The organism is Pedococcus soli, from assembly GCF_054782575.1.
The window spans coordinates 390,076-414,112 of sequence record NZ_BAAGSF010000001.1 but is presented as its reverse complement, the minus strand read 5'-3'; the positions used below and the strand labels follow the sequence as shown (position 1 = coordinate 414,112).

Below are 24,037 nucleotides of genomic sequence, written 5' to 3'. Positions count from 1 at the left end.
GCCGAGGATCATCAGTGCAGGTCGCGCCGGCGGAACAGGCTGCCGCCGACGACGACCAGGATCCCCGCGACGGCCACCAGCGCGACGACGGGCGTCGGGTCGAACGCAGCACCGGGCAGCATCGGCACGTGCCGGAACGGTGAGAGGCCCTGCACTGCCGTCGGCAGGGCGAGCAGCTCGCCGAGCTGGCCGATGACCAGGCAGCCGGCGAGAACCACCCAGGCGCCGACGGCCAGCCTCGAGGCGGTGCCGTAGAGCAGCACGGCGACGCCGATGACGACCCAGACGGGTGGCACCTGCACGAGCGCCGCCGGGAGGACCCGGGCGAACGAGTCGTCGAGGTCACCGCGGGTCGCCCCGTCCGCGGCGGCGGCCCCGGCGCCGAGCAGGGCCAGGATCCCGGCGCTGCCGACCAGGGCCAGGCCGACGTGGCTCATCAGCCAGGACCACCGAGACGTCGCCGTCGACAGGGTCAGCTCCGCGCGGGTGGAGGTCTCCTCGCCCAGCATGCGGAGTGCTGCCGCGACGCCGAAGCCCGCCACGACCGCGGCCATGATGCCGAACTCCGCGGAGATGAACGCGTCCGTCAGGGACCCGGTGCCCCCGAGGCTGCGGATCATGTCCCGCGCCTGTGGCGAGTCGAGCAGCGTGGCGGCACTCGAGGCGAACCCGCCCAGCACCGCCCCCATGAGGACGAGCGCCAGCGACCAGCCAACGATGGCGGAGCGCTGCAGCCGCCAAGCCAGCGCGAGCGGCGAGCCCATCGTCGTGTGGGCCGGTCCCGCACGGTCCGCGAAGAGGCCCGACCCGAGGTCGCGACGGCTGCGCAGGACGTAGGCGAGTGCCGTGGTGGCCGCAGTGAACCCCAGCGCGAGCAGCCCCACCCACCAACGCTCCCCGGCGTACGGACGGACCTGCTGGGCCCACCCGAGCGGGGAGAGCCAGACGAGGACGCGCGCCGGCCCGTCGCCGGCCGCGTCACCCACCGCACGGAGCAGGTATGCCGCCGCGACACCACCTCCCGCGATGGCGGCGACGGTCCGTGCGCTCGAGGTGAGCTGCACGGCCACCGCCGTGATCCCGGTGAACGCGAGGCCGGCGACCAGCCAGGCCAGCCCCAACGCGACCGAGCCCGCGACGGGCAGGCCGGAGGCGGCATACCCCAGGGCGCAGAGCGCACTGGCGAGCAGCACCACCAACGTGGTGTGCAGGACCGCCGCGGTGAGGGGTGCGTGCCGTGACAGGGCCCCGGCCCCGAGCAGCTCGACGCGGCCGGTCTCCTCCTCGGTGCGGGTGTGGCGGCGCAGGAGGAACACGGCCGCCAGCGCGATGGCCACGGCGCCGGTCGAGAGCATCTTGAGGCTGGCCAGGGACCCCAGGGACGCGTGGACCGGTCCGTACAGGGCGACGAGGGCGGGCGAGGCGTTGGCGGCGACGGCCGCCGAGGTCACCTGCGCAGGGTCGGGGTAGAGGGCGACGGTCGCTGCCGCAGTGCTCCATGCCGTGAGACCCAGCAGCAGCACGACCACCGGGGCCAGCACCCGGTCGCGCCGCAGCGCCAGCCGCAGCAGGGTCCCGGTGCCGGAGGGGCTCATGGCCGTGCCCCGACCTCGCGAGCGGCGTCGGCCGGGCGCCGGTAGAGGTCCATGAACAGCTCCTCGAGACTCGGGGGAGCGCTGGTGATGCGACGGATCCCGCACTGCGTCAACAGGTTCATCACGCTGCCGAGCTCGTCGGGATCGACGCTGAGGTGCACGCGCCGGCCTTCCGTCCGCAGGTCGTGCACCCCGGGGGCCGACTCGAGGGCGACCGGGGCGCGGTCCAGCTCGACGTCGACGGTGGTGCGCGACAGGTGCCGCATGTCGGCCAGGCTGCCGGTCTGCACGGTGCGGCCGGCGCGGATGATCGTCAGGCGCTCGCAGAGGTGCTCCACCTCGCTGAGGATGTGGCTCGACAGGAGCACGGTGCGGCCCTCGTCCCGGACCTCGCGGATGCACTCGCGGAAGACCTCCTCCATGAGGGGGTCGAGTCCGGACGTGGGCTCGTCGAGGATGAGGAGCTCGGCGTCGGAGGCCAGGGCCGCGACGAGGGCCACCTTCTGGCGGTTGCCCTTGGAGTAGGCGCGGCCCTTCTTCGTGGGGTCGAGGTCGAAGCGCTCGAGCAGCTCCGCACGCCGGCCCCCGGCGTGGCGGTCGTCGGCCTGGCCGCGCAACCGACCCAGCAGGTCGATCACCTCTCCGCCGGTGAGGTTGGGCCACAGGGCCACGTCGCCGGGGACGTAGGCGAGACGGCGGTGGAGGGTCGCGGCCTGGCTCCACGGGTCGCCTCCCAGCAGGCTGACGTCGCCGCCGTCGGCCCGCAGCAGACCGAGCAGGACCCTGATGGTCGTGGACTTCCCCGAACCGTTGGGACCGAGGAAGCCGTGGACCTCGCCCTGCTGGACCTCCAGGTCGAGCCCGTCGAGTGCTCTGGTGCGGCCGAACTCCTTGCGCAGCCCGGCCGCGTGGATCACGGTGGTCATGGTGTCCACGGTACACAGTTTTCAGAAAATACTGAATGTTCTAAAGTGACTGCATGGTGACACGCAGGAACGGCTCGGCACGGGCGGGTTCGCCTCCCGAGGCAGTGGGGGAGGACGAGCGGTCGAGGTTCGTCGAGCGGTTCGGCTCGAGCCTGACGGCCGCGGGCTTCCCCCGCCTGCCCGCCCGCGTCTTCGCGTGCCTGCTCGCCCGCGACACCGGGACCCTCACCGCGGCGGAGCTGGGCGAGGCCCTCGCCGTGAGCCCCGCCGCCGTCTCCGGGGCGGTCCGCTACCTCGAGACCACGCGGATGATCCACCGGGAGCGCGAGCCCGGGTCGCGGCGGGACGTGTTCGTCGTGTCCGACGACGCCTGGCACGACGTGATGATCAACTCCGCGGCGACCTACGCCCCGATCACGGCGAGCCTGCGCGAGGGTGTCGGCCTGGTGGGTGGGCGACGGACGGCCGCCGGCCACCGGCTCGCCCTGAGCGTCGAGTTCCTGGAGTTCATCACGGAGGAGATGAAGGGCATCGCCGAGCGGTGGGAGCAGCGCCGCGCCGACCTCGCCTGAGGGGGCCCGCCCGGCACCGGCCCGGCACGGCAGGCGCCCCTGGTGAGGTTGGCCACGGGCCGTGGGCGGGTGCCATACCTCGCCGTTAGGCTCCGCAGCATGGCCGCAGACGTCCCCGAAGCCCGCTCCGAGTCCGACCTCCCCATCAAGCCCGTGTACGGCGCGGAGGACCTCGCGGACTTCGACCCGGCGGAGCAGCTGGGCGAGCCCGGGCAGTTCCCGTACACCCGCGGCGTCTACCCGAACATGTACACCGGACGGCCCTGGACGATGCGGCAGTACGCCGGGTTCGGCACCGCCAAGGAGAGCAACGAGCGCTACCACGAGCTCGTCGCGAACGGCACGGGCGGACTCTCCGTCGCGTTCGACCTGCCGACCCAGATGGGCTACGACTCGGACGAGGCGATCGCGAGCGGCGAGGTCGGCAAGGTGGGGGTGGCGATCGACTCGATCGACGACATGCGCACCCTGTTCGGCGGCCTCCCGCTCGGCGAGCTGTCGACCTCGATGACCATCAACGCACCCGCCTCGACGCTCCTGCTCATGTACCAGCTCGTCGCGGAGGAGAACGGCGCCGACAGCGCGAAGCTCGCAGGGACGATCCAGAACGACGTGCTCAAGGAGTACATCGCGCGCGGCACCTACATCTACCCGCCGAAGGAGTCGCTGCGCCTCATCAGCGACATCTTCGCCTACTGCGCCAAGGAGATGCCACGCTGGAACACCATCTCCATCAGCGGCTACCACATGGCCGAGGCGGGGGCGACGCCCGCGCAGGAGATCGCCTTCACCCTCGCGAACGCCAAGGAGTACGTCCGGGCGGCGATCGCCGCCGGCCTCGACGTCGACGACTTCGCGCCCCGGCTGTCCTTCTTCTTCGTCGCCCGCACGACCCTGCTCGAGGAGGTCGCGAAGTTCCGGGCGGCCCGTCGGATCTGGGCGCGGATCATGCGTGAGGAGTTCGGGGCGACGAACCCCAAGAGCCTGATGCTCCGGTTCCACACCCAGACCGCCGGCGTGCAGCTCACCGCCCAGCAGCCCGAGGTCAACCTCGTCCGCGTCGCGCTGCAGGGCCTCGGGGCGGTCCTGGGTGGCACCCAGTCGCTGCACACCAACTCCTTCGACGAGGCGATCGCCCTGCCGACGCAGAAGGCCGCCCGGCTGGCCCTGCGCACCCAACAGGTCATCGCCTACGAGACCGACGTGACGAAGACGGTCGACCCGTTCGCCGGCTCGTACGTCGTCGAGTCCATGACCGACGACGTCGAGGCCGCTGCCCTCGAGCTGATCCGGGCCGTCGAGGACCGAGGCGGCGCCGTGGCCGCGATCGAGCAGGGTTTCCAGAAGTCCGAGATCGAGCGTTCGGCCTACCGCATCGCGCTGGAGATCGACAACAAGCAACGCACCGTCGTCGGCCTCAACCGCTTCGCCCTCGACGAGGAGGAGCCGTACGAGCCACTGCGCGTCGACCCGCAGATCGAGCACGACCAGCGGGAGCGGCTGGCCGCCCTGCGCGCCGAACGTGACAACGAGGCCGTCGAGCGTGCCCTCAAGGCGGTCCGAGAGGCGGCCCGCGGCACCGACAACCTGCTGTACCCCATGAGGGAGGCGCTGCGGCTGCGCGCCACCGGCGGAGAGGTCAGCCACGCCCTGCGCGACGTCTGGGGCCAGTACGTCCCGCGCGAGACCTTCTGAGCCGTCCGACGCCGGCGCGACCACGCGCCATTCCGGGGTCCCCACGGCACCCCGGCGGGGTCCTCCCCGCAGTCGTTGAGTGATCCGACGGGTCCTGGTCCGTCGGGCCACGCAAGGACCGCGGGTGGCCGGGCGGGGCCGTGACCCGCGAGTAGAGTGCGCCGGGACATGAGCGACAACCACCTGCTGACCGACCTCGGCGAGTCCATCGACGCCCTGGCCCCCGCGCTCCTGGCCCTCCAGCGCGACGTCCACGCCCACCCCGAGCTGTCCCGAGGCGAGGTGCGAACCACCGCCCGCGTGGAGGAGCTGCTCCGCGGTGCCGGCGTCCGCACCCGCGCCCTGCCCGTCACCGGGCTGGTCGCCGACCTCGGTGCCGAGCAGCCGGCCTACCGCGTCGCCCTTCGCGCCGACCTCGACGCCCTGCCCGTGGGGGAGCGCACCGGGGTGGCGTGGGCCTCGACCACCGAGGGCATCTGCCACGCGTGCGGCCACGACGTCCACGTAGCAGCTGTGCTGGGCGCCGGCCTGGCCCTCAAGGAGCACGAGGAGCAGCTCCGTGAGCGGGGGATCGGGGTCCGCCTCCTCTTCCAGCCCGCCGAGGAGGTCATCCCCGGCGGTGCCGTCGACCTCATCGCCCAGGGCGCCCTCGACGGCGTCGACGCGATCTTCGCGGTCCACTGCGACCCCAGCCTGGACGTCGGGAGCGTCGGCCTGCGCGACGGGGCGATCACCGCCGCCGCCGACCGGGTCGTCGTCCACCTGAGCGGTCGTGGTGGCCACACGTCCCGCCCGCACCTCACCGAGGACCTCACCTTCGCCCTGGCCAAGGTCGTCACCGAGCTGCCGGCCGTGCTGTCGCGCCGCCTGGACCCGCGGACGGCGTTCGCGCTGGTGTGGGGGGAGCTGCACGCCGGCCAGGCGGCCAACGTGATCCCGTCCAGCGGGACCGTCGCCGGCACCCTTCGCATGCTCGACGCCACCGCGTGGACCAGCGTCGGCCCCCTGCTCGCCCAGGCGCTGGAGCACATCGTGGCCCCGTATGCCGTGACGGCCGTGCTCGAGCACGCCCAGGGCGTGCCCCCCGTCGTCAACGAGCCCGAGGCCATCGAGGTGTTCCGCCGCTCGGCGGAGGGGATGGGCCTCGCCGCGGTGGGCACGCCGCAGTCCCTCGGCGGCGAGGACTTCGCGTGGTACCTGCGTGAGGTGCCCGGGGCGATGGCCCGGCTCGGGACGCGCACTCCTGGCGGTACGACCTACGACCTGCACCAGGGCGACCTCGTCGTGGACGAGACGTCGGTGGTCCAGGGCGCTCGCCTGCTGGCTGGTGCTGCTGTGGCTGGTGTGGTCAAGAGCGGTCCCGGACGGACAGTCGCGGATCGGTAACGGTTTGCAAGAACTGCGCCAGAAGGCTGACGGGAGCCGCAGTTCTTGCGGCTATCCTCACGCCCTAGTGGCGCACCAGAGCGCCTCATGCATACCTAGGAACAGGAGACAGCCTTGCGTCACGCGATGAAGGTTGCAGCGGTCGTGTCGGTGGCAGCACTGACGCTCGCCGCATGTGGTGACTCGGGCAGCGACCAGCCCAGCGGCAGCGCCTCGAGCTCGGGCTCGGGCTCGACGAAGAAGAGCGACATCAAGGTCGGTATGGCGTACGACGTGGGCGGGCGCGGCGACCAGTCGTTCAACGACGCTGCCGCTGCCGGCCTCGACAAGGCCAAGAGCGACCTCGGTGTCGAGGTCAAGGAAGCCGCAGCCGTCAACGGTGAGAACGAGGCCGCTCGCGAGGAGCGCCTCCAGCAGCTCGTGGACGCCGGCTACACCCACGTCGTCGCGGTGGGCTTCGCCTACGCAGCCTCCGTGGGCAAGGCCGCCAAGGCCAACCCCGACGTGCACTTCGCGATCGTCGACGACGCGTCCGACGACTCCAAAGGCGCCAACGTCGACCAGATCACCTTCGCCGAGAACGAGGGCTCGTTCCTCGTGGGCGCGGCCGCCGCGCTGAAGTCGAAGGCCAAGCACATCGGCTTCGTCGGTGGCGTCAACGTCCCCCTCATCAAGAAGTTCGAGGCCGGGTACATCGCGGGCGCCAAGGCCGTGAACCCCAGCATCAAGGTCGACAGCCAGTACCTCACCCAGCCGCCGGACTTCAGCGGCTTCGGTGACCCGGCCAAGGGCAAGACGGCTGCCGAGGGCATGTTCCAGGGCGGCGCCGACATCGTCTACCACGCCGCTGGTGGCTCCGGTGGCGGTGTCTTCACGGCGGCCAAGGCTGCTGGTGGCCTGGCCATCGGTGTCGACTCCGACCAGGCGCTCACGGCCCCGGCCGACGTCCGCTCCGTCATCATGACCTCGATGATCAAGAAGGTCGACGTCGCGGTGTTCGACTTCATCAAGTCGGCCGCTGACGGCACCGAGAAGACCGGCAACAACGTCTACGACCTCAAGGCCGGTGGCGTGGACTACTCCACGACCGGTGGCCAGATCGACGACATCAAGTCCAAGCTGGACGACTACAAGCAGAAGATCATCTCCGGCGAGATCAAGGTTCCCACCACCCCCTGATCGACCCCCAGATCGATCCTGTGGTGGTCCACACGGCCCGGGCGGCGCGGTAGCGTCTCACCCGGGCCGTGTGCATGTCCCGCACGACCAGCCCGACCCCTCGACCCGTATGCCGGGTCTGCCAGACCATGCGCCGAAAACTGCCTGCACCGTTGCGGGCCCGGACCAGGAGTGTCGCCATCACTGCCTCCCCACCCCTGACGCGGACCACCGCTGACGCAGGCCCCCCAGCCGTCGAGCTCGAGGGCATCACCAAGCGCTTCCCCGGTGTCGTCGCCAACAAGGACGTGACCTTCTCCGTCCGCCGCGGCACGGTCCACGCGATCGTGGGTGAGAACGGCGCCGGCAAGTCCACCCTGATGAAGATCCTGTACGGCGTGCAGCGCCCGGACGAGGGCACCATCAAGGTGGGTGGGCAGCTGGTCAACCTGCACTCCCCGTCCGACGCCATCGCCGCCGGTATCGGCATGGTGTTCCAGCACTTCATGCTGGCCGACAACCTCACCGTCCTCGAGAACGTCGTCCTCGGCGCCGAGAAGCTGCACGGCATCGGCGACAAGGCCCGGCGCGAGATCCAGCGGATCTCCGACGCCTACAAGCTCGACGTCGACCCCGACGCCCTGGTCAGCGAGCTGGGGGTGGGTGCCCGTCAGCGCATCGAGATCCTCAAGGTGCTCTACCGCGGCGCGAAGACCCTGATCCTCGACGAACCCACCGCCGTCCTCGTCCCGCAGGAGGTCGACGAGCTGTTCGACCAGCTGGCCGAGCTCAAGGACGAGGGCCTCACCGTCCTGTTCATCTCGCACAAGCTCGACGAGGTCCTCAAGGTCGCCGACTCGATCACCGTGATCCGACGCGGCACCACGATCGACACCGTCGACCCGAAGTCGGTCAACGCCCGCCAGCTCGCCGAGCTCATGGTCGGGTCCGAGCTGCCCTCGCCCACCACGGAGGAGTCCACGGTCACCGACCGCGTCCTGCTGTCGGTCGAGGACCTCGTGCTGGGCGGCGGCTCGGGACGCCCGCTGCTCGACGGCATCTCGTTGACCATCCACGCCGGGGAGGTCCTGGGGATCGCCGGGGTCGAGGGCAACGGCCAGGCCGAGCTCGTCGAGGTCATCATGGGGATGCGCGAGCCCACCTCGGGCACCGTGCACCTCGAGACCACCGACATCTCCGACTGGGGTACGCGAGAGATCCGTGAGGCGGGCGTCGGGTACATCCCCGAGGACCGCCACCGCCACGCGCTGCTCCTCGAGGCACCCTTGTGGGAGAACCGCATCCTCGGCCACCAGACCGAGTCGCCCAACGTCAAGGGCCAGCTCATCGACGCCGCCGCGGCCAAGGCCGACACCCAGCGCATCGTGGGGGAGTACGACGTGCGCACGCCGTCGATCTTCGTCACGGCCGGCTCCCTGTCCGGTGGCAACCAGCAGAAGCTCATCATCGGCCGCGAGATGAGCCACCACCCGAAGGTGCTCATCGCCGCCCACCCCACCCGTGGTGTGGACGTCGGCGCCCAGTCGAGCATCTGGGACCACATCCGTGCCGCTCGCCGGGAGGGCCTCGCGGTGCTGCTGATCTCCGCGGACCTGGAGGAGCTGATCGGCCTGTCCGACACCATCCGCGTGATCCTGCGCGGCAAGCTGTCCGGCGAATTCGACCCGGACGCGGTGACGGCCGAGGACCTCGGTGCCGCCATGACCGGCGCCGGCGAGAAGGAGCAGACCCGATGAAGGCCCTCAACCCGCGCCGGATCCTGCTCAGCGCAGCAGCCCCGGTCCTCGCGCTCGTGGTGGCCTTCGTCGTCACCTCGCTCGTGCTCGTCGCCGTCGGCGACCCCGTGGCGGAGGTGTGGAAGACGATCCTCGCGGTGCCCAAGCCCCGCCAGGCCGTCAACATCGTCAACGCCGCAGCCGTGTTCTACCTGTCGGCCATCGCCGTCGCGGTCGGCTTCCGCATGAACCTGTTCAACATCGGTGTCGACGGCCAGTACCGCGTCGCCGTGTTCGCCGCCGCCGTCTTCGCCGGCCAGGCGTGGTTGCCCGGCTGGCTCAACATCGTCGTGAGCATCCTCATCGCGATGGTGGCCGGCGGGCTGTGGGCCAGCATCGCGGCATACCTCAAGGTCAAGCGCGGCGTCTCCGAGGTGATCTCGACGATCATGCTCAACGCGATCGCCACCGGCATCGTGAGCTGGTTGCTCCTCAAGGTCGCCGACCGCAAGGCCGGCAGCAACAGCATCGAGACCAAGACCATCCCGGACAGCTCGCAGCTCGAGGGCTTCAAGCTCATCCCCGGTGCCACCAACCGCGTCTACACGCTGCTGATCCTGGCGCTGCTGGTCGGGTTCCTCTACTGGTTCGTGCTGGGGAAGACGCGCTTCGGGTTCGACCTGCGCGCCACCGGGCGCTCCGAGAGCGCGGCCGTCGCCAGCGGCGTGAAGGTCCCGCGCATGGTGATGACCGCCATGATCGCCTCGGGCGCGCTCGCCGGACTGGTCGGCATGCCGCTGCTCTTCGGGCAGGACCACAACTACGGCACGACATTCCAGTCGGGCCTGGGCTTCGCCGGCATCGCCATCGCCCTGCTCGGTCGCAACAACGCGGTCGGCATCGCCTTCGCCGCGCTGCTGTGGGCGTTCCTCGACGTCCAGTCGAACGCGCTGCAGATCCAGGCCAACGTCGCCCAGGAGCTCGTCAACATCATCCAGGGCGTCATCCTGTTCGCCGTCGTCATCGCCTACGAGCTGATCCGCCGGGCCGACAAACGGCTCGAACAGACCCGCGTCGCCCGGGAGCTGGCCGCCCAGCGGCCTGCCCCCGCATCCAAGGAAGGAGCCCCGGCATGAGCGCCGCCGGACTCGAGGTCGGCACCAGGACCGTGCCCGACAGCCCCCGGCGCAAGCGTCGCTACGGGCCCCGCGAGTGGGCCGTCATCGCGATCGGCGCGCTCGCCGTCATCTCCGTCCTGCGCGTCGTCAGCGGTGCGAACGACATCGCGTCCTCGGGCGCCCTGGCCGCGGCCATCGGCCTGGCCGTCCCGATCGGCCTCGCCGGCCTCGGTGGCCTGTGGTCCGAGCGCGCGGGCGTGGTCAACATCGGCCTCGAGGGCATGATGATCCTCGGTACCTGGGGAGCCGGGTTCTTCGGCTACCACATGGGTCCCTGGGCCGGGGTCCTCGGCGCGATCCTCATGGGCATGATCGGTGGCCTCATCCACGCGATCGCCACCGTGACCTTCGGGGTCGACCACATCGTCTCCGGTGTCGCCATCAACATCATCGGCCTCGGTGTCGCCAAGTACCTCGCCGCCCGCTTCTTCAACGGCCTGCCCGGCGGTGGTCCAACCCAGTCGCCGCAGGTCAAGGAGCTGCCGTCGTTCACGCTGCCCGGGATCTCGCCGGCGCTGGGCGACCTGGAGAAGAAGCACTGGTTCTTCGTCAGCGACCTCGCAGCGGTGCTGCGGGCGATCTGCACGAACCTGTCGATCCTGACGATCATCGCGATCCTGCTGTTCGTCGGCACCTGGTGGGTGCTGTGGCGCACGTCGTTCGGCCTGCGGCTGCGCTCCGTCGGTGAGTCGCCGGTGGCCGCCGAGTCGCTCGGTGTCAACGTGCTCCGCTACAAGTTCCTCGCGGTGCTCGTCTCCGGTGGCCTCGCCGGCCTCGGTGGCGGGTTCCTCGCCCTTGTGGCGGCGAGCATCTACCGCGACGGGCAGACCGGTGGCCGTGGCTACATCGGCCTCGCCGCCATGATCTTCGGCAACTGGCGCCCGGGTGGCCTGCTCACCGGTGCCGCCCTGTTCGGCTACACCGACGCCGTGCAGCTGCGCGGTGGCGCGACCGTGCACGCTTTCCTGCTGCTGTTCGCGGTGCTGCTCATCGCGGTCGGCATCTGGCAGGTCGTGCGCAACCGTCGCATGGTGCAGGGTGTCCTCGCGATCGTCGTGGGCGTCCTCGTCGGCTGGTGGTACCTCGCTGCGGACGCCGTCCCCGCCGAGCTCACCGGCACCACGCCGTACGTCACCACGCTGCTCGTGCTCGCGTTCGCCTCGCAGCGCCTGCGCATGCCGGCGGCCGACGGTCAGATCTACCGCAAGGGCGAGGGCCACTAGTGGCGAACGAGGTCGACTGGGACGCCCTGCGTGGCAAGGCGATCGAGATCATGGGCAAGGCCTACGCGCCATACTCCCGCTTCCCCGTCGGGGTCGCGGCGATCGTGGACGACGGACGGCTCGTCTGGGGCTGCAACGTCGAGAACGCGGCGTACGGCGTGGGCCTGTGCGCCGAGTGCGGGCTGGTCTCGCACCTGCACGCCACGGGCGGTGGCCGCCTCGTCGCGGTGTCGTGCGTCGGGCGTGATGGTGAACCGCTCATGCCGTGCGGTCGCTGCCGCCAGCTGCTGTGGGAGAACGGTGGGCCCACCTGCCTCATCCTCACCCCCCAGGGCGTGCTGCCGATGAGCGAGGTCCTGCCCCAGGCGTTCGGCCCCGACAACCTCTCGATCGCCGCCCCACCCGCCTGACGCTCGGGCTGTCGCTCGGCCCACTCACGCCGGTTCCTGCACGAATCGCCCCTCGCCGCCGCGGAGAGGGGCGATTCGTGCAGGATCGGGCCTTGGTCGCCCCTGTGGACAACCGCCGGTCGGCTCTGCCTCGGTCGGCGACCCTGTCGGTATGGAGGGCCTGCCGTTCGTCTTCACGCGTACCGAGGCGCGGTCCGCGGGCCTGACCGACAAGGTGCTGCGCGGCCCCCGCGTCCAACGGGTCCTGCACGGCGCCTACGTCCGCGCCGGGGTCGAGGTGGACCTTCGGGTGCGGGCGTTGGCCGCGCTACGGCTTGCGCCCGCCGGTTCCGTCGTCGCCCGGTCGACGGCAGCCGTGCTGCTGGGTGGCATCGTGCCTCCCGACCACCGCATCCACCTACGTGTGCCGCACGGCCAGCTCCGGCTTCCCGAGGTCCAGGCGCGGGTTCGGTCGGGTCCACAGGCCCAGGCTCGGGTCGGCGGCATACCGGTCACGACCGCGGAGGACACGTTCCTCGACCTCACCGGTGAGCTCTCCCTGGTCGACCTCGTGGTACTCGGCGACTCGCTCGTCCGTCGTGGACGCACGTCTCCGGACGCACTCGTCGCGGCCGCCAGCGGGCGCCGAGGTCTCCAGGCAACGGTGGCCAGGCGCGCCGCGTGGCTGGTGCGGGCCGGTGTCGACTCGCCGATGGAGTCGCGGCTGCGAATGCTCCTCGTGCTGGCCGGGCTGCCGGAACCGGTCGTCAACCACATCGAGTACGGAACGGACGGGCGGTGGCTGCGCCGCTTCGACCTGTCCTACCCCGACCACCGGCTGGCGATCGAGTACGACGGTCGCCAGCACGCCGAGAGCACGAGACAGTGGGAGCGTGACGTCGCCCGACGCGAGGAGCTGGACACCGAGGGTTGGCGGATCGTGGTCGTCCTGGCGAACGGGGTGTACGGCGACCCGGAGCGGACCCTGGAACGGGTCCTGGCAGGGATGCGGGCCTGTGGCATGCGGGCCCGCGTCAGGTCACAGGAGTGGCGACGGCACTTCCCGGGACGCGGCTGACGGCGCACTGGGTCGGATCCTGCACGAATCGCCCCGGTAGCGGTGAGGTCCGGGCCGTTCGTGCAGGAACCAGCAAGGTTTCCCCCGTGTCGGGTCGCGGTAGGGATCTGACACGATGAGGCCATGAGCGAGAGCTTCGATGCCGTCGACGTCATCATCACCAAGCGGGGCCGGGGCGAGCTGTCCGACGGCCAGATCGACTGGGTGATCGACGCGTACACCCGGGGCGCGGTCGCCGACGAGCAGATGAGCAGCCTGGCCATGGCGATCCTGCTCAACGGCATGAACCGTCGCGAGATCTCGCGCTGGACGAACGCCATGATCAACAGCGGTGAGCGCATGGACTTCTCGTCCCTGTCGCGACCCACCGCCGACAAGCACTCGACCGGCGGCGTCGGCGACAAGATCACCCTCCCGCTGGCCCCGCTCGTGGCTGCCTGCGGGGTCGCGGTGCCGCAGCTGTCCGGCCGCGGTCTCGGCCACACGGGCGGCACCCTCGACAAGCTCGAGGCGATCCCCGGGTGGCAGGCGGGGATGAGCAACGAGCAGATGATGCGCCAGCTCGAGGACGTCGGCGCCGTCATCTGCGCGGCTGGTGACGGTCTCGCCCCCGCCGACAAGAAGCTGTACGCCCTGCGCGACGTCACCGGCACCGTCGAGGCGATCCCGCTCATCGCGTCCTCGATCATGAGCAAGAAGATCGCCGAGGGCACCGGCGCGCTGGTCCTCGACGTCAAGGTCGGCAGCGGTGCGTTCATGAAGAACGTCGAGGACGCCCGCGAGCTCGCCCGCACCATGGTCGACCTCGGCACCGACGCCGGCGTCAGGACGGTCGCGATGCTCACCAACATGCAGGTGCCGCTCGGCCTCACCGCCGGCAACGCCCTCGAGGTCCGCGAGTCGGTCGAGGTGCTCGCCGGTGGCGGGCCCGAGGACGTCGTCGAGCTGACCCTGGCCCTGGCGCGCGAGATGCTCGCAGCAGCCGGTCGTGGTGACGTCGACCCCGCCGACGCGTTGAAGGACGGCCGGGCGATGGATGCCTGGAAGGCCATGATCCGCGCGCAGGGCGGCGACCCGGACGCGACCCTGCCGGTGGCCAGGGAGACCCACGAGGTCCTCGCCCCGGCCGACGGTGTCCTCACCCAGCTCGACGCCCTCAAGGTCGGCGTGGCCGCCTGGCGCCTCGGTGCCGGACGCGCCCGCAAGGAGGACCCGGTGCAGGCCGGCGCCGGCGTCGAGATGCACGCCAAGCCGGGGGCCACCGTCCGTGCGGGCGAGAAGCTCCTCACGCTCCACACCGACACCCCAGAGCGCTTCGAGCGTGCCCTCGAGTCGCTCGAGGGTTCGTTCACCATCGCCCCCGAGGGCAGCCGCCCCGACCTGCTCCCGCTCGTCATCGAGAAGATCTCCTAGGACCCACCGTGCCCCAGCTCATCACCACGCCCACGACCATCCCCGTCCCCGGTGGCAAGGTCATCGACGAGCACGTCGGTCGTGTCACCACCGGCACCGACGCCGTCTCCGTCGCCCACATGAAGGCACCGGCCGACTGGAGCGAGCCGTTCCAGACGCCGCAGTTCGACGAGATCACCCTCGTCCTCGCGGGGGCGGTCCTGCTCGACCACGACGGTGGCCGGCTGCGGGTCGAGGCCGGCCAGAGCGTCATCACCAGGGCGGGGGAGCGGATCCGCTACTCCACGGGCGAGGACGGGGCCGAGTACGTCGCCGTGTGCCTGCCGGCGTTCTCCCCGGAGACCGTCGGCCGTGAGGAGGAGGGCGAATGATCTTCGGCCGCAAGGACAAGAACGACGACACCACCGTCGCGCCGGAGCCGGGCTCGGTCGAGGACCTCGTGCTGCGCGCGCCGAAGGCGCTCCTGCACGACCACCTCGACGGTGGCCTGCGGCCGCAGACGATCGTGGAGATCGCCGACGAGGTCGGGTATGACGCGTTGCCGGCGAAGGACGCCGAGAGCCTCGGCACGTGGTTCCGCGAGAGTGCGGACTCGGGTTCGCTGGTGCGGTACCTGGAGACGTTCGACCACACGCTGGCCGTCATGCAGACGGCCGACGGTCTGCGCCGGGTGGCGCGCGAGTGCGTGCTCGACCTCGCCGCGGACGGCGTCGTCTACGCCGAGAGCCGGTACGCCCCCGAACAGCACCTGACCGCCGGCCTCGCGCTCGAGGACGTCGTCGAGGCCGTGAACGCGGGCTTCCGCGAGGGCGAGAAGGAGGCGGCCGCGGCCGGGACGCCGATCCGCGTCACCGCCCTGCTGACCGCGATGCGGCACGCCGCGAAGAGCACCGAGATCGCCGAGCTCGCGGTCCGCTACCGCGACCACGGGGTCGCAGGCTTCGACATCGCCGGGGCCGAGGCGGGTTTCCCGCCCACCCGTCACCTCGACGCGTTCGAGTACCTGCGGCGCGAGAACGCCCACTTCACGATCCACGCGGGTGAGGCGTTCGGGCTGCCGAGCATCTGGGAGGCGATCCAGTGGTGCGGTGCCGACCGGCTCGGGCACGGAGTGCGCATCGTCGATGACATCCTCGTCCACGACAAGCCCTTCGCCGACGACCCGGCCAAGGCGCTCGACGCCGACCCGGCCGACATCTACCTCGGTCTGCTGGCGGCCTACGTCCGTGACACCCGCATCCCGCTCGAGATGTGCCCGAGCAGCAACATCCAGACCGGCGCTGCGGAATCCATTGCGCTGCACCCGATCTCGCTTCTCAAGCGGTTGCGGTTCCGTGTCACGGTCAACACCGACAACCGGCTCATGAGCGGCACGTCGATGTCGCGCGAGATGGGCCTGCTGGTCAACGAAGCGGGCTGGACCCTCGACGACCTGCGCTGGGTCACCATCAACGCGATGAAGTCGGCGTTCCTGCCCTTCGACGAGCGGCTCGCCATCATCGAGGACGTCGTGAAGCCGGGGTACACAGCCCTCGAGGCCTGAACCGGACCGGAGGGGAGCTCAGGCGGTCGGGTCGGGGGGCAGGATGCGAGCCCGCAGCGCGTCCTCCCGCTCGAGCCGAGCGGCGTCGCGGCTACGACGCTCGGCCAGCACCGCCATGAGCACGTACTCCGGGTGGTTGCCCTCGGGAGGCGCGGGCGCGACATACGGGCGGGTCTCCTCGAGGAGCCGCTGACCGAGCTGTTCGCGCACCTCTGGGGTGAAGGTGGCCGCACGGGCCACGAACTGGCGCAGCGCCACCGCGAGCTGGTCGGGCAGCGGTGCGACATCCGCCGTGCGCGCCCACGAGGCGAGGTGCGGCGGCATCTGGACGGGTGGCGGCAGGCTGATCCGGTGGCGGTCGCGCACGACGTAGGTGCCGGCGAGGAGGTCGCCGAGTCGTTTGCCACGCTGGGAGACGCCGGCGCAGATCAGGGCGGGGACGCCGGCGCAGGAGTACAGCTCGATGACACCGAGCAGGGCGCGGGTGAGTGCATGCCGGAACCCGATCGGGCCGGCGTCGTCGCGCACGGTGCGCAGCCCGACGGCGAGGTGCCCGAGGGTCTTGCCGCGGGTCAGCGTCTCGAACGTCGTGGGCACCGCGACCCAGGCGACGATGACGACCGCGATCGACACCGCGGCCTGGATGGCGTCATCGGCGCCGCCGATCAGGAAGCCGACGGCGAGCTGCAGGCCGTAGAGCAACCCGTACCCCACGAGCAGGTCCAGCAGCCCGGATGCGAGGCGCAGACCGATGCCCGCGTGGGGGAGGTCGAGGGCGACCGCCTCGCCGGTGACGAGGTCGTCGGCACCGACCCCCACGGTGCTGCTGCTCATGTCGGCCACCCTAGCCGCGCCGCGCCGCTAGGGTGGCCGATGTGGACCTGGACGCCTTCGTGGCAGCCCACAGGGGGGACTGGGAGCGGCTCGAGGAGCTGACGCGCCAGCGACGTCTCGACGGCGCCGAGGCCGACGAGATCCTGGACCGGTACCAGCGGGTGGCGACCCACCTGTCGATGATCCGGTCGACCGCCCCCGACGCCTCGCTCGTCGGCTACCTCTCGATGCTGCTGGCGCGGGCCCGCACCCGTTCGGCGGGTACCCGTACCGCGTCGTGGGCCGACCTCGGCCGCTTCTTCGCCGTGTCGTTCCCGGCCGCCCTGTACCGCCTGCGCTGGTGGTGGATCACCACCCTGGTCGTCAACGTGGTGCTGGCTGTCGTCATGGGGTGGTGGCTGCTCGACCACCCGAGGATCGAGTCGTCGATGGCCTCGCCGGAGCAGATCCGCCAGCTCGTGAACAACGACTTCGAGGGCTACTACAGCGAGTTCGCCGCGACGTCGTTCGCGCTGCACGTGTGGACCAACAACTTCTGGCTGTCGGCGGTCTGCATCGCGCTCGGCGTGTTCTGCATCCCGGTGGTGGTCATGCTCGCGGGCAACATGCTCAACCTCGCCGTGATCGGCTCGATCATGGTCCGCCACGACCGGGCCGGGCTGTTCTTCGGGCTGATCCTGCCGCACGGGATGCTCGAGCTGACCTGCCTGTTCGTCGCGGCCGGGGTGGGGCTGCGGTTGTTCTGGACCTGGGTCTCGCCCGGTGCACGGACGCGGGTCCGCGCGCTCGCCGAGGAGGGGCGAGCGGCTCTCGGCGTCGCCCTCGGCCTCGTCGTGCTCCTGCTCCTCACCGGCCTGATCGAGGCGTTCGTGACCCCGTCGGGGCTGCCCACCTGGGCGCGGGTCGGCATCGGGGTCACCGTCGAGGCTGCCTTCTTCACCTACGTCTTCACCGTCGGCCGGTGGGCCCACCACCGCGGCGAGACCGGTGACGTCGCCGAGGCCGATCGCGGCGCCATGGCCCCGGTCGCCGGCTGACGTCCCGGCTGACGTCCCTGAAGAAGCGCAGGCGGCGTATGCCGCGGACCTCGCCTCCGATGCTCGCAGCTAGGCCGTGGCCCGCGCGGGCCGGTAGTGCAGGGCCACCGCCCCCGACCGGAACTCCCGTCGCTCCACGAGCTCGAGCTGGATGCGCTCGCGCAGACCGGCGAGCAACGTCGGCCCGTGACCGGCGAGGACCGGCTGGACGAGGAACGCGTACTCGTCGATCAGTCCCAGCTCTGCCAACGCCAGGGGCAGCGTCACGCCACCCACGAAGAGTCCCTCACCCGGCTCCTGCTTGAGCCGCTGGACCGCGTGGGCCAGGTCGTCACGCACCAGCTCGGCGTTCCAGTCCACCCCGCCCAGGGTGCTCGACACGACGTGCTTCTCGGCCTCGTCGATCGCCTCGGCGAACGCGATCTCCCGCTCACCCATCCAGTCGGGCCACCCGCCGGTGGACGGTCGGCGCCAGGCCGACTCCATCATCTCGTAGGTCACGCGACCGAACAGCAGGGCGTCGGCCCGCTCCATCTCGGTGGTCCAGTAACGCATCGACTCATCGTCCGGCGGGAGCCCTGCCTCGTGGTGGCAGCAGCCGTCGAGGGTGATGTTGATCGAGTAGCGAAGCGGTCTCATCCCGTTGCTCTCCCCGGGTGCTCGGTGGCTTTCACCTGACCGTACCCAGACCACGGTCTGCGGCACAGGAACGCGCGGGTTCAGAGCAGGCCGCGGGCCTTGAGCATGAGGTAGTGGTCGGCGAGGGCGACGGGGAGCTGTTCGGGGTCGGCATCGAGGACGTCCACGCCCAGCTGGCCCAGGGCGGCAGCGGTGCGTTCGCGCAGCGCGACGGTGCGGGCGGCCGCGGCGGCGTCGTAGACGACAGTCGAGTCACCGGTGCCCTCGACCATCGCGGTGAGCGCCGGGTCGGCGACGGAGGCGAGGACCACGCGGTGCCGGGCGGCGAGCACGGCGAGCGGCGCGAGCAGCGACTCCTCGATGGCCGAGGGCTCCAGCGGTGTCAGCAGGACGACGAGTCCGCGCTGCCGGCTCACCCGCGACACCTCCGCGGCCAGCAGGTTCCAGTCCGCCTCGAGGAGGGCGGGCTCGAGGGGCGCCATCGCCGTGACGAGGTCACCGAGCAGCGTCGTCCGGCTCGAGCCGACGACCTTGCGGTGGACCCGACGGTCGCCGGCGACCAGGTCGACGCGGTCCCCCGCGCGGGAGGCCAGGGCGGCGAGGAGGAGGGCCGCGTCCATGGCCGCGTCGAGGCGGGGCACGTCGCCGACCCGGCCGGCCGAGGTCCGGGACGTGTCCAGCACGAGGATGATGTGACGGTCCTTCTCGGGCTGCCACGTGCGGACGACCGTGGAGCGGCGGCGGGCCGTGGCGCGCCAGTCGATGCTGCGGACGTCGTCGCCCTCGACGTAGTCGCGCAGCGAGTCGAACTCGGTGCCCTGGCCACGGACGCGCACGGCCGAGCGCCCGTCGAGCTGGCGCAGGCGGGCCAGTCGTGAGGGCAGGTGCTTGCGGGAGGCGAACGGCGGCAGTGCCCGCACGTGACCGGGGACGACGACCGACTTCTGCCGACCGGCGAGGCCGAGGGGGCCGAGGCGACGCAGGGTCACCCGGTCCGCGAGGCGGTCGCCCCGCCGGGTCGGCCGCAGGGTCGTCGTGACGGCGCGACGCTCGCCCGGGGGGAGCATGATCCGGTGCCGGTTGGTTCCTGCACCGGCCGAGGGCTGCCAGGCGTCGCGGAGCCGTCCGCGGAACGTGCGCCGCCCCCGGTTGGTGACCAGGAGGGTGGTCGTCGTCGCGTCGCCCAGACGCACCTGGGCGCTCGGCACGCGGGTGAGCTCGACAGCGGTGGGCGACCCCGCGAGCAGGAGGTCGACCGCTGCGAGCACGACGACGATGCCCATCCACAGCCACACCGTGCCCGTCTCGGGACGCACGAGCACGGGCACGGCTCCGGCGAGCACGAGCCCGAACAGGCGACCACTGACGATCACGGGAGCGACCTCAGCGGGGGACCGGGACGGAACCGATGGCGGCGTCCAGCACCGACGACACGGCGACGCCCTCGAGCTCGGCCTCGGGACGAAGCGACAGGCGGTGGGCGAGCGTCGCCTGCGCGAGCGACTTGACGTCGTCCGGGGTGACGAAGGACCGCCCGTTGAGCCACGCCCAGGCGCGGCTGGTGGCCAGCAGGGCGGTGGCACCACGGGGGCTCACGCCGAGCGCGAGGGACGGTGAGTGACGCGTCGCCCGGGCGATGTCCACGATGTATGCCGTGACCTCGGGCGAGATCTGCACGTGGCGGACCTGCTCGGCCCCGGCCTCGATGTCGGCGGCGCTGGCGACCGGCCGGAGGCCCGCCGCGGCGAGGTCGCGCGGGTCGAAGCCGGAGGCGTGGCGGGTGATCACGGCGATCTCGTCCTCGCGCGGCGGCAGCGGCATCGTCGCCTTGAGGAGGAAGCGGTCGAGCTGGGCCTCGGGCAGGGGGTACGTGCCCTCGTACTCCACGGGGTTCTGCGTCGCGGCGACGAGGAACGGCCTCGGGAGCGGCCGGGGCGTGCCCTCGACGGAGACCTGCCGCTCCTCCATGGCTTCCAGCAACGACGCCTGGGTCTTCGGGGGCGTGCGGTTGATCTCGTCCGCGAGCAGCAGGTTGGTGAAGACGGGTCCTTCGCGGAACGAGAACTCCGACGTCGAGTTGTCGTAGACCAGCGAACCGGTCACGTCGCCGGGCATGAGGTCCGGCGTGAACTGCACGCGCTTGGTCTGCACGTCGAGGGCAGCGGCCACGCTGCGCACCAGCAGCGTCTTGGCCACCCCTGGAACCCCCTCGAGGAGGATGTGGCCGCGGCACAGCAGCGCGATGAGGATGCCGGCGACGGCGGCATCCTGGCCCACGACGGCCTTCCCGACCTCCGTCCGGACGGCCATGAGGGATGCGCGGGCCCGGTCGTCCGCCGTGGCGGACGCGCCGGCGACGGAGGCCGGGTCCGCATACGGGGAGTGGCTCGTCGGCTGTGCCGACGGGGGCTCGGTGGGCTGGGGCTGCTCGGTCATGCGCGGCGCACTTCCTTCTCGAGGTCGGTCAGGTCGTTGGCGAGGGCGACCAGGGCCGCCTCGGTGGTGGGTGGTGCAGCGGTGAACAGGTCGGTGACGGACCGCGGGTCGCGTCCGGTCGCCGTGGCGGCGGCCCGCGCGACCGCGTCCGGCGCGGCCCCGGTCGGCAGGCCGAGGTAGGCGGCGAGCCGCTTGGTCGTGCGCGCCCGGAGCACCCCGCCGGCCCGTTGCGTGTCGCGAGCCTTGCGGTACAACCGGCCGCGGCTCTGGGTCGTCTCGATCGCCTTGACCACGGCGGGGAGCGGTTCGGTGACCAGCGGCCCGAACCGGCGCCCGCGCCACAGCATCAACGCCAGCAGGCCGAACACCGAGAGGAAGACCAGCGGGCCCAGGGCGCGCGGAATCTCGGAGGTCGCCGTCGTGTCATCGTCGCTGATGTCGAGCGAGGTGGGGAGGTACCACACGACCCGGTCGCCCCGGCCGAGCAGGCGCAGCGCCACCCCGGCGTGGTCCTCCTGCGTGATCTGGCTGTTGGCGAGGAGGTCGGCGTTGCCGAGCAGCACGACCTCGGGCTGATCGCCGTTCGCGGGGACCGCGACGAGCTCGAAGGACCCGTCGTGCGCGAAGCAGCCCACCGGTCCCGAACCCGTCGCGACATAGGTCTGCGGGGCCGGCACGACCCGGTCACCCGGCGACAGGCCGTCGACCGTGCACCCCGCTGTCGTGGTCGACGGGATCCCGGCGTCACCTGCGGCATCGACGGGGAGCTCGAGCGCCGAGAGGAGGAACTGGCCGGGGGCGACGAGCAGCAGGCGGCCGGCGCCGGCCACGTGCTCGACCATGGTCGCGGCCGTCTGGTCGGAGAGCTCGCCGGTGCCGGTCACCAGCACGGTCGTCCCGGCGTCGACGGGGGCGTCGAGGAGCTCCTGCTGGCCGCGAACGACCTGGACGTCGACGCCGCGGTCACGCAGGACCGAGGCCAGCGCCTGGGCGCCTTCTCGACCGGGGTTCTGCGGGTCGAGCGACTCGCCCTTGTGGGCGTTGCGCCGGATGCCCACGACGACCGCCGTCACGACGAGGACGGCGACGACGACGAGCACGCCGGCCCACAGCAGGCGGCGACGGGTGGCCGAACCGGCTGCGGTGTCCGCGCGGTCCCAGACGTGGAGGGTCACGACGGTGACCCCACGACGGACTTCGCCGAGGCCTCCACCTGGGCGCGGTGCGGCCGGGCCGCCGCGATGACCCGGTCGAGGGACAGCAGGTCCTCGGCGTCGGCGCGCGAGGCCGGCTCGTCGCCGTAGGCCACGGCGTCGAACCGGTCCGCAGCTGCGCGCAGGTCCTGGGCCTGCTCGGGGAAGGTGGAGCCCAGGCGTCCCGCGATCTCGTGCGCGGTGAGGCTCGGCGCGTCCTCCAGGAGGGTTCGTTCGACGGCACCGCTCGCGATCGCTCGCAGCGCGTCGAGGACGCAGTCGCCGTGCCGCTGCTCGGCCAGCGCCTGTTCGGCGCGCGCACGGTACTGGGCGGCGGTGAGCCGCTCGTCACCGAGCACTGTCCCGGGCCCGTCGGCGGCTCGGCGCTCGGTGCGTCGGACGAAGCGCAGCGAGTAGGCAACCAGGGCGACCAGCGCGAGGGCCACGAGGACGGCGACGATCGTCGGCAGCGGGTTGGACGGGGTGTGGGCCCGGCTGAGGAGGTCGGTCAGCCATTGCTCGAAGGCGTCCACGGCGCGCTGCAGCGGGTCACGGGTGTCGCGGTAGGCGGGCTTGGCCAGCTCGTCCCGCAACCAGGTCCGCGCCTCGTCGTTGCCGGGGTCGATCCGCGACGGCACGATCCCGAGGCGGGACGGCAGCGCCCCCAGCTGCGCAGGGAGGGCGACGACGTGGGACGGCACGACGGAACCGGTCACCCGGACACCCTGGCGCCGGTCGCCGCCCGGACCAGGGCCAGGTCGAAGCCTTCCTTGCGGATGCGGGCATCGGTGTAGAGGAGCGTGCCGACCGCGGCCTGGAACGGCTGGGACAGCAGGGTCGCCAGCAGGGAACCGAGGAGGGTGAACGCGAGGACGACCACGGTCCCCGCGATCTCCCCGGCCCGGCCGCTCATCGTCGAACCGAGTCCGAACCCGACGGCGCCACCCACGACCTGGAACCCGACTCCGAGGACCTGCTGCACCACCCCGACGATGAGTCCCGAGACGAGGAGCACCTCGAGCGTCCGCCAGAAGCGTCCTCGGGTCAGGGCCCACGAGCGCCGCAACGAGGCGATGGCGCCCAGGTCCTCGAGCACCAGGGCGGGGGTCGACAGGGCGAGGCGGACGCCGAGTAACCCCATCGCGACGGCGGTGCCGAGGATGGCGAAGATCCCGAGGGTGCCCAGGACGTTGGAGCCCCGGTCGAAGGCGAGGATCACCACCGCGACGAGGCCCGCGATGACGACGAGCACCGGGATGAACAGGACGAGCGTCAGCCCGGCGAGCCGCAGGAGCATCCCGCGGGTGCGGCGCCACGTCTCCCCGATGGACGGCTTGCGCCCCAGGACGGCCTCGGCGACGGGGTAGGACAACATCCCGGTGAGCGCCACGGAGGTCACGCTGCTCGCGACGAACAGGAGGGTGAAGCCGCCGATGGTCCCCACCGCCAGCAGGACGTCGTTGGCCTGCGAGGAGCCGATCTGGGTGACGGCGAGGTACCCCAGCGCTCCGACCGCGGCCAGGATGAGCAGGATCACCAGCGAGGTGAGCAGGGCGAGGCCGAAGAACGTCCGCGGGTTGCGGCGCATCGCCGCGAAGGAGCCCTCGAGGATGTCGCCGAAACCCAACGGGCGCAGCGCCACGATCCCCGGCTTGTGGGCCGTCAGGGCGGTGCTCCAGTGCGGGGCGGGCGCACCGGGCGTCCCGGTCGGAGTCCCTGCAGGGGACCCGTATGCCGGTTGGCCGGCACCCGCGCCGTAGGCAGGTCCGCCTGCGCCGTACCCGGGGCTCGCGCCATACGCCGGTCCGCCCGGGGGCGGCACGGGAGGGGCTGGCGCCCCGCTGCCTCCAGGGGAAGGGGGCTGGGGCGAACCGGGGGCCGACCACGACGGCGGTAGGGGCGTCGAGGGGTCCGGCGGGACGGCTCCGCCGTCGGTGTCGCTCATGCTGGCCGTGCCCCTCCCCGCGCTCGACAGGTCCCACCCCTGCGTGCCCCGAAACCTACCA

22 protein-coding genes are annotated in these 24,037 nt (G+C 71.7%); 13 read left to right on the top strand and 9 right to left on the bottom strand.

The window, feature by feature from the left end:
- Positions 1-11 precede the first annotated feature (11 nt).
- Both ACYVKF_RS01795 and ACYVKF_RS01790 read right to left on the bottom strand, forming a co-directional pair.
- On the bottom strand, positions 12-1,595 hold the full coding sequence (locus ACYVKF_RS01795) for an ABC transporter permease (RefSeq protein ID WP_460964422.1): 1,584 nt from the start codon (positions 1,593-1,595) through the stop codon (positions 12-14).
- On the bottom strand, positions 1,592-2,521 hold the full coding sequence (locus tag ACYVKF_RS01790; protein ID WP_460964420.1) for an ABC transporter ATP-binding protein: 930 nt from the start codon (positions 2,519-2,521) through the stop codon (positions 1,592-1,594). The genes ACYVKF_RS01795 and ACYVKF_RS01790 overlap by 4 nt, the downstream gene beginning before the upstream one ends.
- Positions 2,522-2,574: 53 nt before the next feature.
- Between ACYVKF_RS01790 and ACYVKF_RS01785 the strand changes: the two genes are divergently transcribed.
- From ACYVKF_RS01785 to ACYVKF_RS01730, 12 genes are all read left to right on the top strand, one after another.
- The gene (locus tag ACYVKF_RS01785; RefSeq protein ID WP_460964418.1) at positions 2,575-3,093 is read left to right on the top strand and encodes a GbsR/MarR family transcriptional regulator; all 519 of its coding nucleotides are present in this window, start codon (positions 2,575-2,577) and stop codon (positions 3,091-3,093) included.
- A 99-nt stretch (positions 3,094-3,192) separates the two neighbouring features.
- A complete protein-coding gene (locus ACYVKF_RS01780) occupies positions 3,193-4,788 on the top strand; it encodes an acyl-CoA mutase large subunit family protein (RefSeq protein ID WP_460964416.1) in 1,596 nt (531 codons plus the stop codon).
- A 168-nt stretch (positions 4,789-4,956) separates the two neighbouring features.
- Complete coding sequence (locus ACYVKF_RS01775; protein WP_460964414.1) at positions 4,957-6,174, top strand: amidohydrolase; 1,218 nt, start codon at positions 4,957-4,959, stop codon at positions 6,172-6,174.
- 126 nt (positions 6,175-6,300) lie between these two features.
- Positions 6,301-7,353 (top strand): BMP family lipoprotein, encoded by a 1,053-nt coding sequence (locus tag ACYVKF_RS01770; protein WP_082552998.1) that lies wholly within the window; start codon positions 6,301-6,303, stop codon positions 7,351-7,353.
- Positions 7,354-7,481: 128 nt separating this feature from the next.
- Positions 7,482-9,089 (top strand): ABC transporter ATP-binding protein, encoded by a 1,608-nt coding sequence (locus ACYVKF_RS01765; protein WP_082552999.1) that lies wholly within the window; start codon positions 7,482-7,484, stop codon positions 9,087-9,089.
- Positions 9,086-10,204 (top strand): ABC transporter permease, encoded by a 1,119-nt coding sequence (locus ACYVKF_RS01760; RefSeq protein ID WP_056916748.1) that lies wholly within the window; start codon positions 9,086-9,088, stop codon positions 10,202-10,204. The genes ACYVKF_RS01765 and ACYVKF_RS01760 overlap by 4 nt, the downstream gene beginning before the upstream one ends.
- Positions 10,201-11,469: an ABC transporter permease gene (locus ACYVKF_RS01755; RefSeq protein ID WP_056918648.1), complete on the top strand. Its 1,269-nt coding sequence runs from the start codon at positions 10,201-10,203 to the stop codon at positions 11,467-11,469. The genes ACYVKF_RS01760 and ACYVKF_RS01755 overlap by 4 nt, the downstream gene beginning before the upstream one ends.
- Positions 11,469-11,879, top strand: a complete 411-nt coding sequence (locus tag ACYVKF_RS01750) for a cytidine deaminase (protein WP_056916750.1) — start codon at positions 11,469-11,471, stop codon at positions 11,877-11,879. The genes ACYVKF_RS01755 and ACYVKF_RS01750 overlap by 1 nt, the downstream gene beginning before the upstream one ends.
- Positions 11,880-12,030: 151 nt before the next feature.
- Positions 12,031-12,936: a DUF559 domain-containing protein gene (locus ACYVKF_RS01745; protein WP_460964410.1), complete on the top strand. Its 906-nt coding sequence runs from the start codon at positions 12,031-12,033 to the stop codon at positions 12,934-12,936.
- 123 nt (positions 12,937-13,059) lie between these two features.
- Positions 13,060-14,349, top strand: a complete 1,290-nt coding sequence (locus ACYVKF_RS01740; RefSeq protein ID WP_460964408.1) for a thymidine phosphorylase — start codon at positions 13,060-13,062, stop codon at positions 14,347-14,349.
- Positions 14,350-14,357: 8 nt separating this feature from the next.
- Positions 14,358-14,720: a cupin domain-containing protein gene (locus ACYVKF_RS01735; protein ID WP_056916753.1), complete on the top strand. Its 363-nt coding sequence runs from the start codon at positions 14,358-14,360 to the stop codon at positions 14,718-14,720.
- Complete coding sequence (locus ACYVKF_RS01730; RefSeq protein WP_460964406.1) at positions 14,717-15,892, top strand: adenosine deaminase; 1,176 nt, start codon at positions 14,717-14,719, stop codon at positions 15,890-15,892. The genes ACYVKF_RS01735 and ACYVKF_RS01730 overlap by 4 nt, the downstream gene beginning before the upstream one ends.
- An 18-nt stretch (positions 15,893-15,910) precedes the next feature.
- Here the strand turns inward: ACYVKF_RS01730 and ACYVKF_RS01725 are convergent, their stop codons facing one another.
- Positions 15,911-16,726 carry an RDD family protein gene (locus ACYVKF_RS01725; protein WP_056916755.1) on the bottom strand — a complete coding sequence of 272 codons (816 nt, stop codon included), beginning with the start codon at positions 16,724-16,726 and terminating at the stop codon, positions 15,911-15,913.
- A 41-nt stretch (positions 16,727-16,767) separates the two neighbouring features.
- On the opposite strand from ACYVKF_RS01725, the gene ACYVKF_RS01720 reads away from it, so the two are divergent.
- Positions 16,768-17,763 (top strand): stage II sporulation protein M, encoded by a 996-nt coding sequence (locus ACYVKF_RS01720; RefSeq protein WP_460964403.1) that lies wholly within the window; start codon positions 16,768-16,770, stop codon positions 17,761-17,763.
- 69 nt (positions 17,764-17,832) lie between these two features.
- On the opposite strand, the gene ACYVKF_RS01715 is transcribed toward ACYVKF_RS01720, so the two are convergent.
- From ACYVKF_RS01715 to ACYVKF_RS01690, 6 genes are all read right to left on the bottom strand, one after another.
- Positions 17,833-18,402, bottom strand: a complete 570-nt coding sequence (locus ACYVKF_RS01715; RefSeq protein ID WP_460964401.1) for a dihydrofolate reductase family protein — start codon at positions 18,400-18,402, stop codon at positions 17,833-17,835.
- Between the two features lie 80 nt (positions 18,403-18,482).
- On the bottom strand, positions 18,483-19,775 hold the full coding sequence (locus ACYVKF_RS01710) for a DUF58 domain-containing protein (RefSeq protein ID WP_056918651.1): 1,293 nt from the start codon (positions 19,773-19,775) through the stop codon (positions 18,483-18,485).
- Positions 19,776-19,785: 10 nt separating this feature from the next.
- Positions 19,786-20,838 (bottom strand): AAA family ATPase, encoded by a 1,053-nt coding sequence (locus ACYVKF_RS01705; protein ID WP_460964399.1) that lies wholly within the window; start codon positions 20,836-20,838, stop codon positions 19,786-19,788.
- Positions 20,835-22,013 carry a DUF4350 domain-containing protein gene (locus tag ACYVKF_RS01700; protein ID WP_460964397.1) on the bottom strand — a complete coding sequence of 393 codons (1,179 nt, stop codon included), beginning with the start codon at positions 22,011-22,013 and terminating at the stop codon, positions 20,835-20,837. The genes ACYVKF_RS01705 and ACYVKF_RS01700 overlap by 4 nt, the downstream gene beginning before the upstream one ends.
- A complete protein-coding gene (locus tag ACYVKF_RS01695; protein ID WP_460964395.1) occupies positions 22,010-22,747 on the bottom strand; it encodes a DUF4129 domain-containing protein in 738 nt (245 codons plus the stop codon). The genes ACYVKF_RS01700 and ACYVKF_RS01695 overlap by 4 nt, the downstream gene beginning before the upstream one ends.
- On the bottom strand, positions 22,744-23,976 hold the full coding sequence (locus ACYVKF_RS01690; protein WP_460964393.1) for a glycerophosphoryl diester phosphodiesterase membrane domain-containing protein: 1,233 nt from the start codon (positions 23,974-23,976) through the stop codon (positions 22,744-22,746). Before ACYVKF_RS01690 ends, ACYVKF_RS01695 begins: the two co-directional genes overlap by 4 nt.
- Positions 23,977-24,037: the final 61 nt, after the last annotated feature.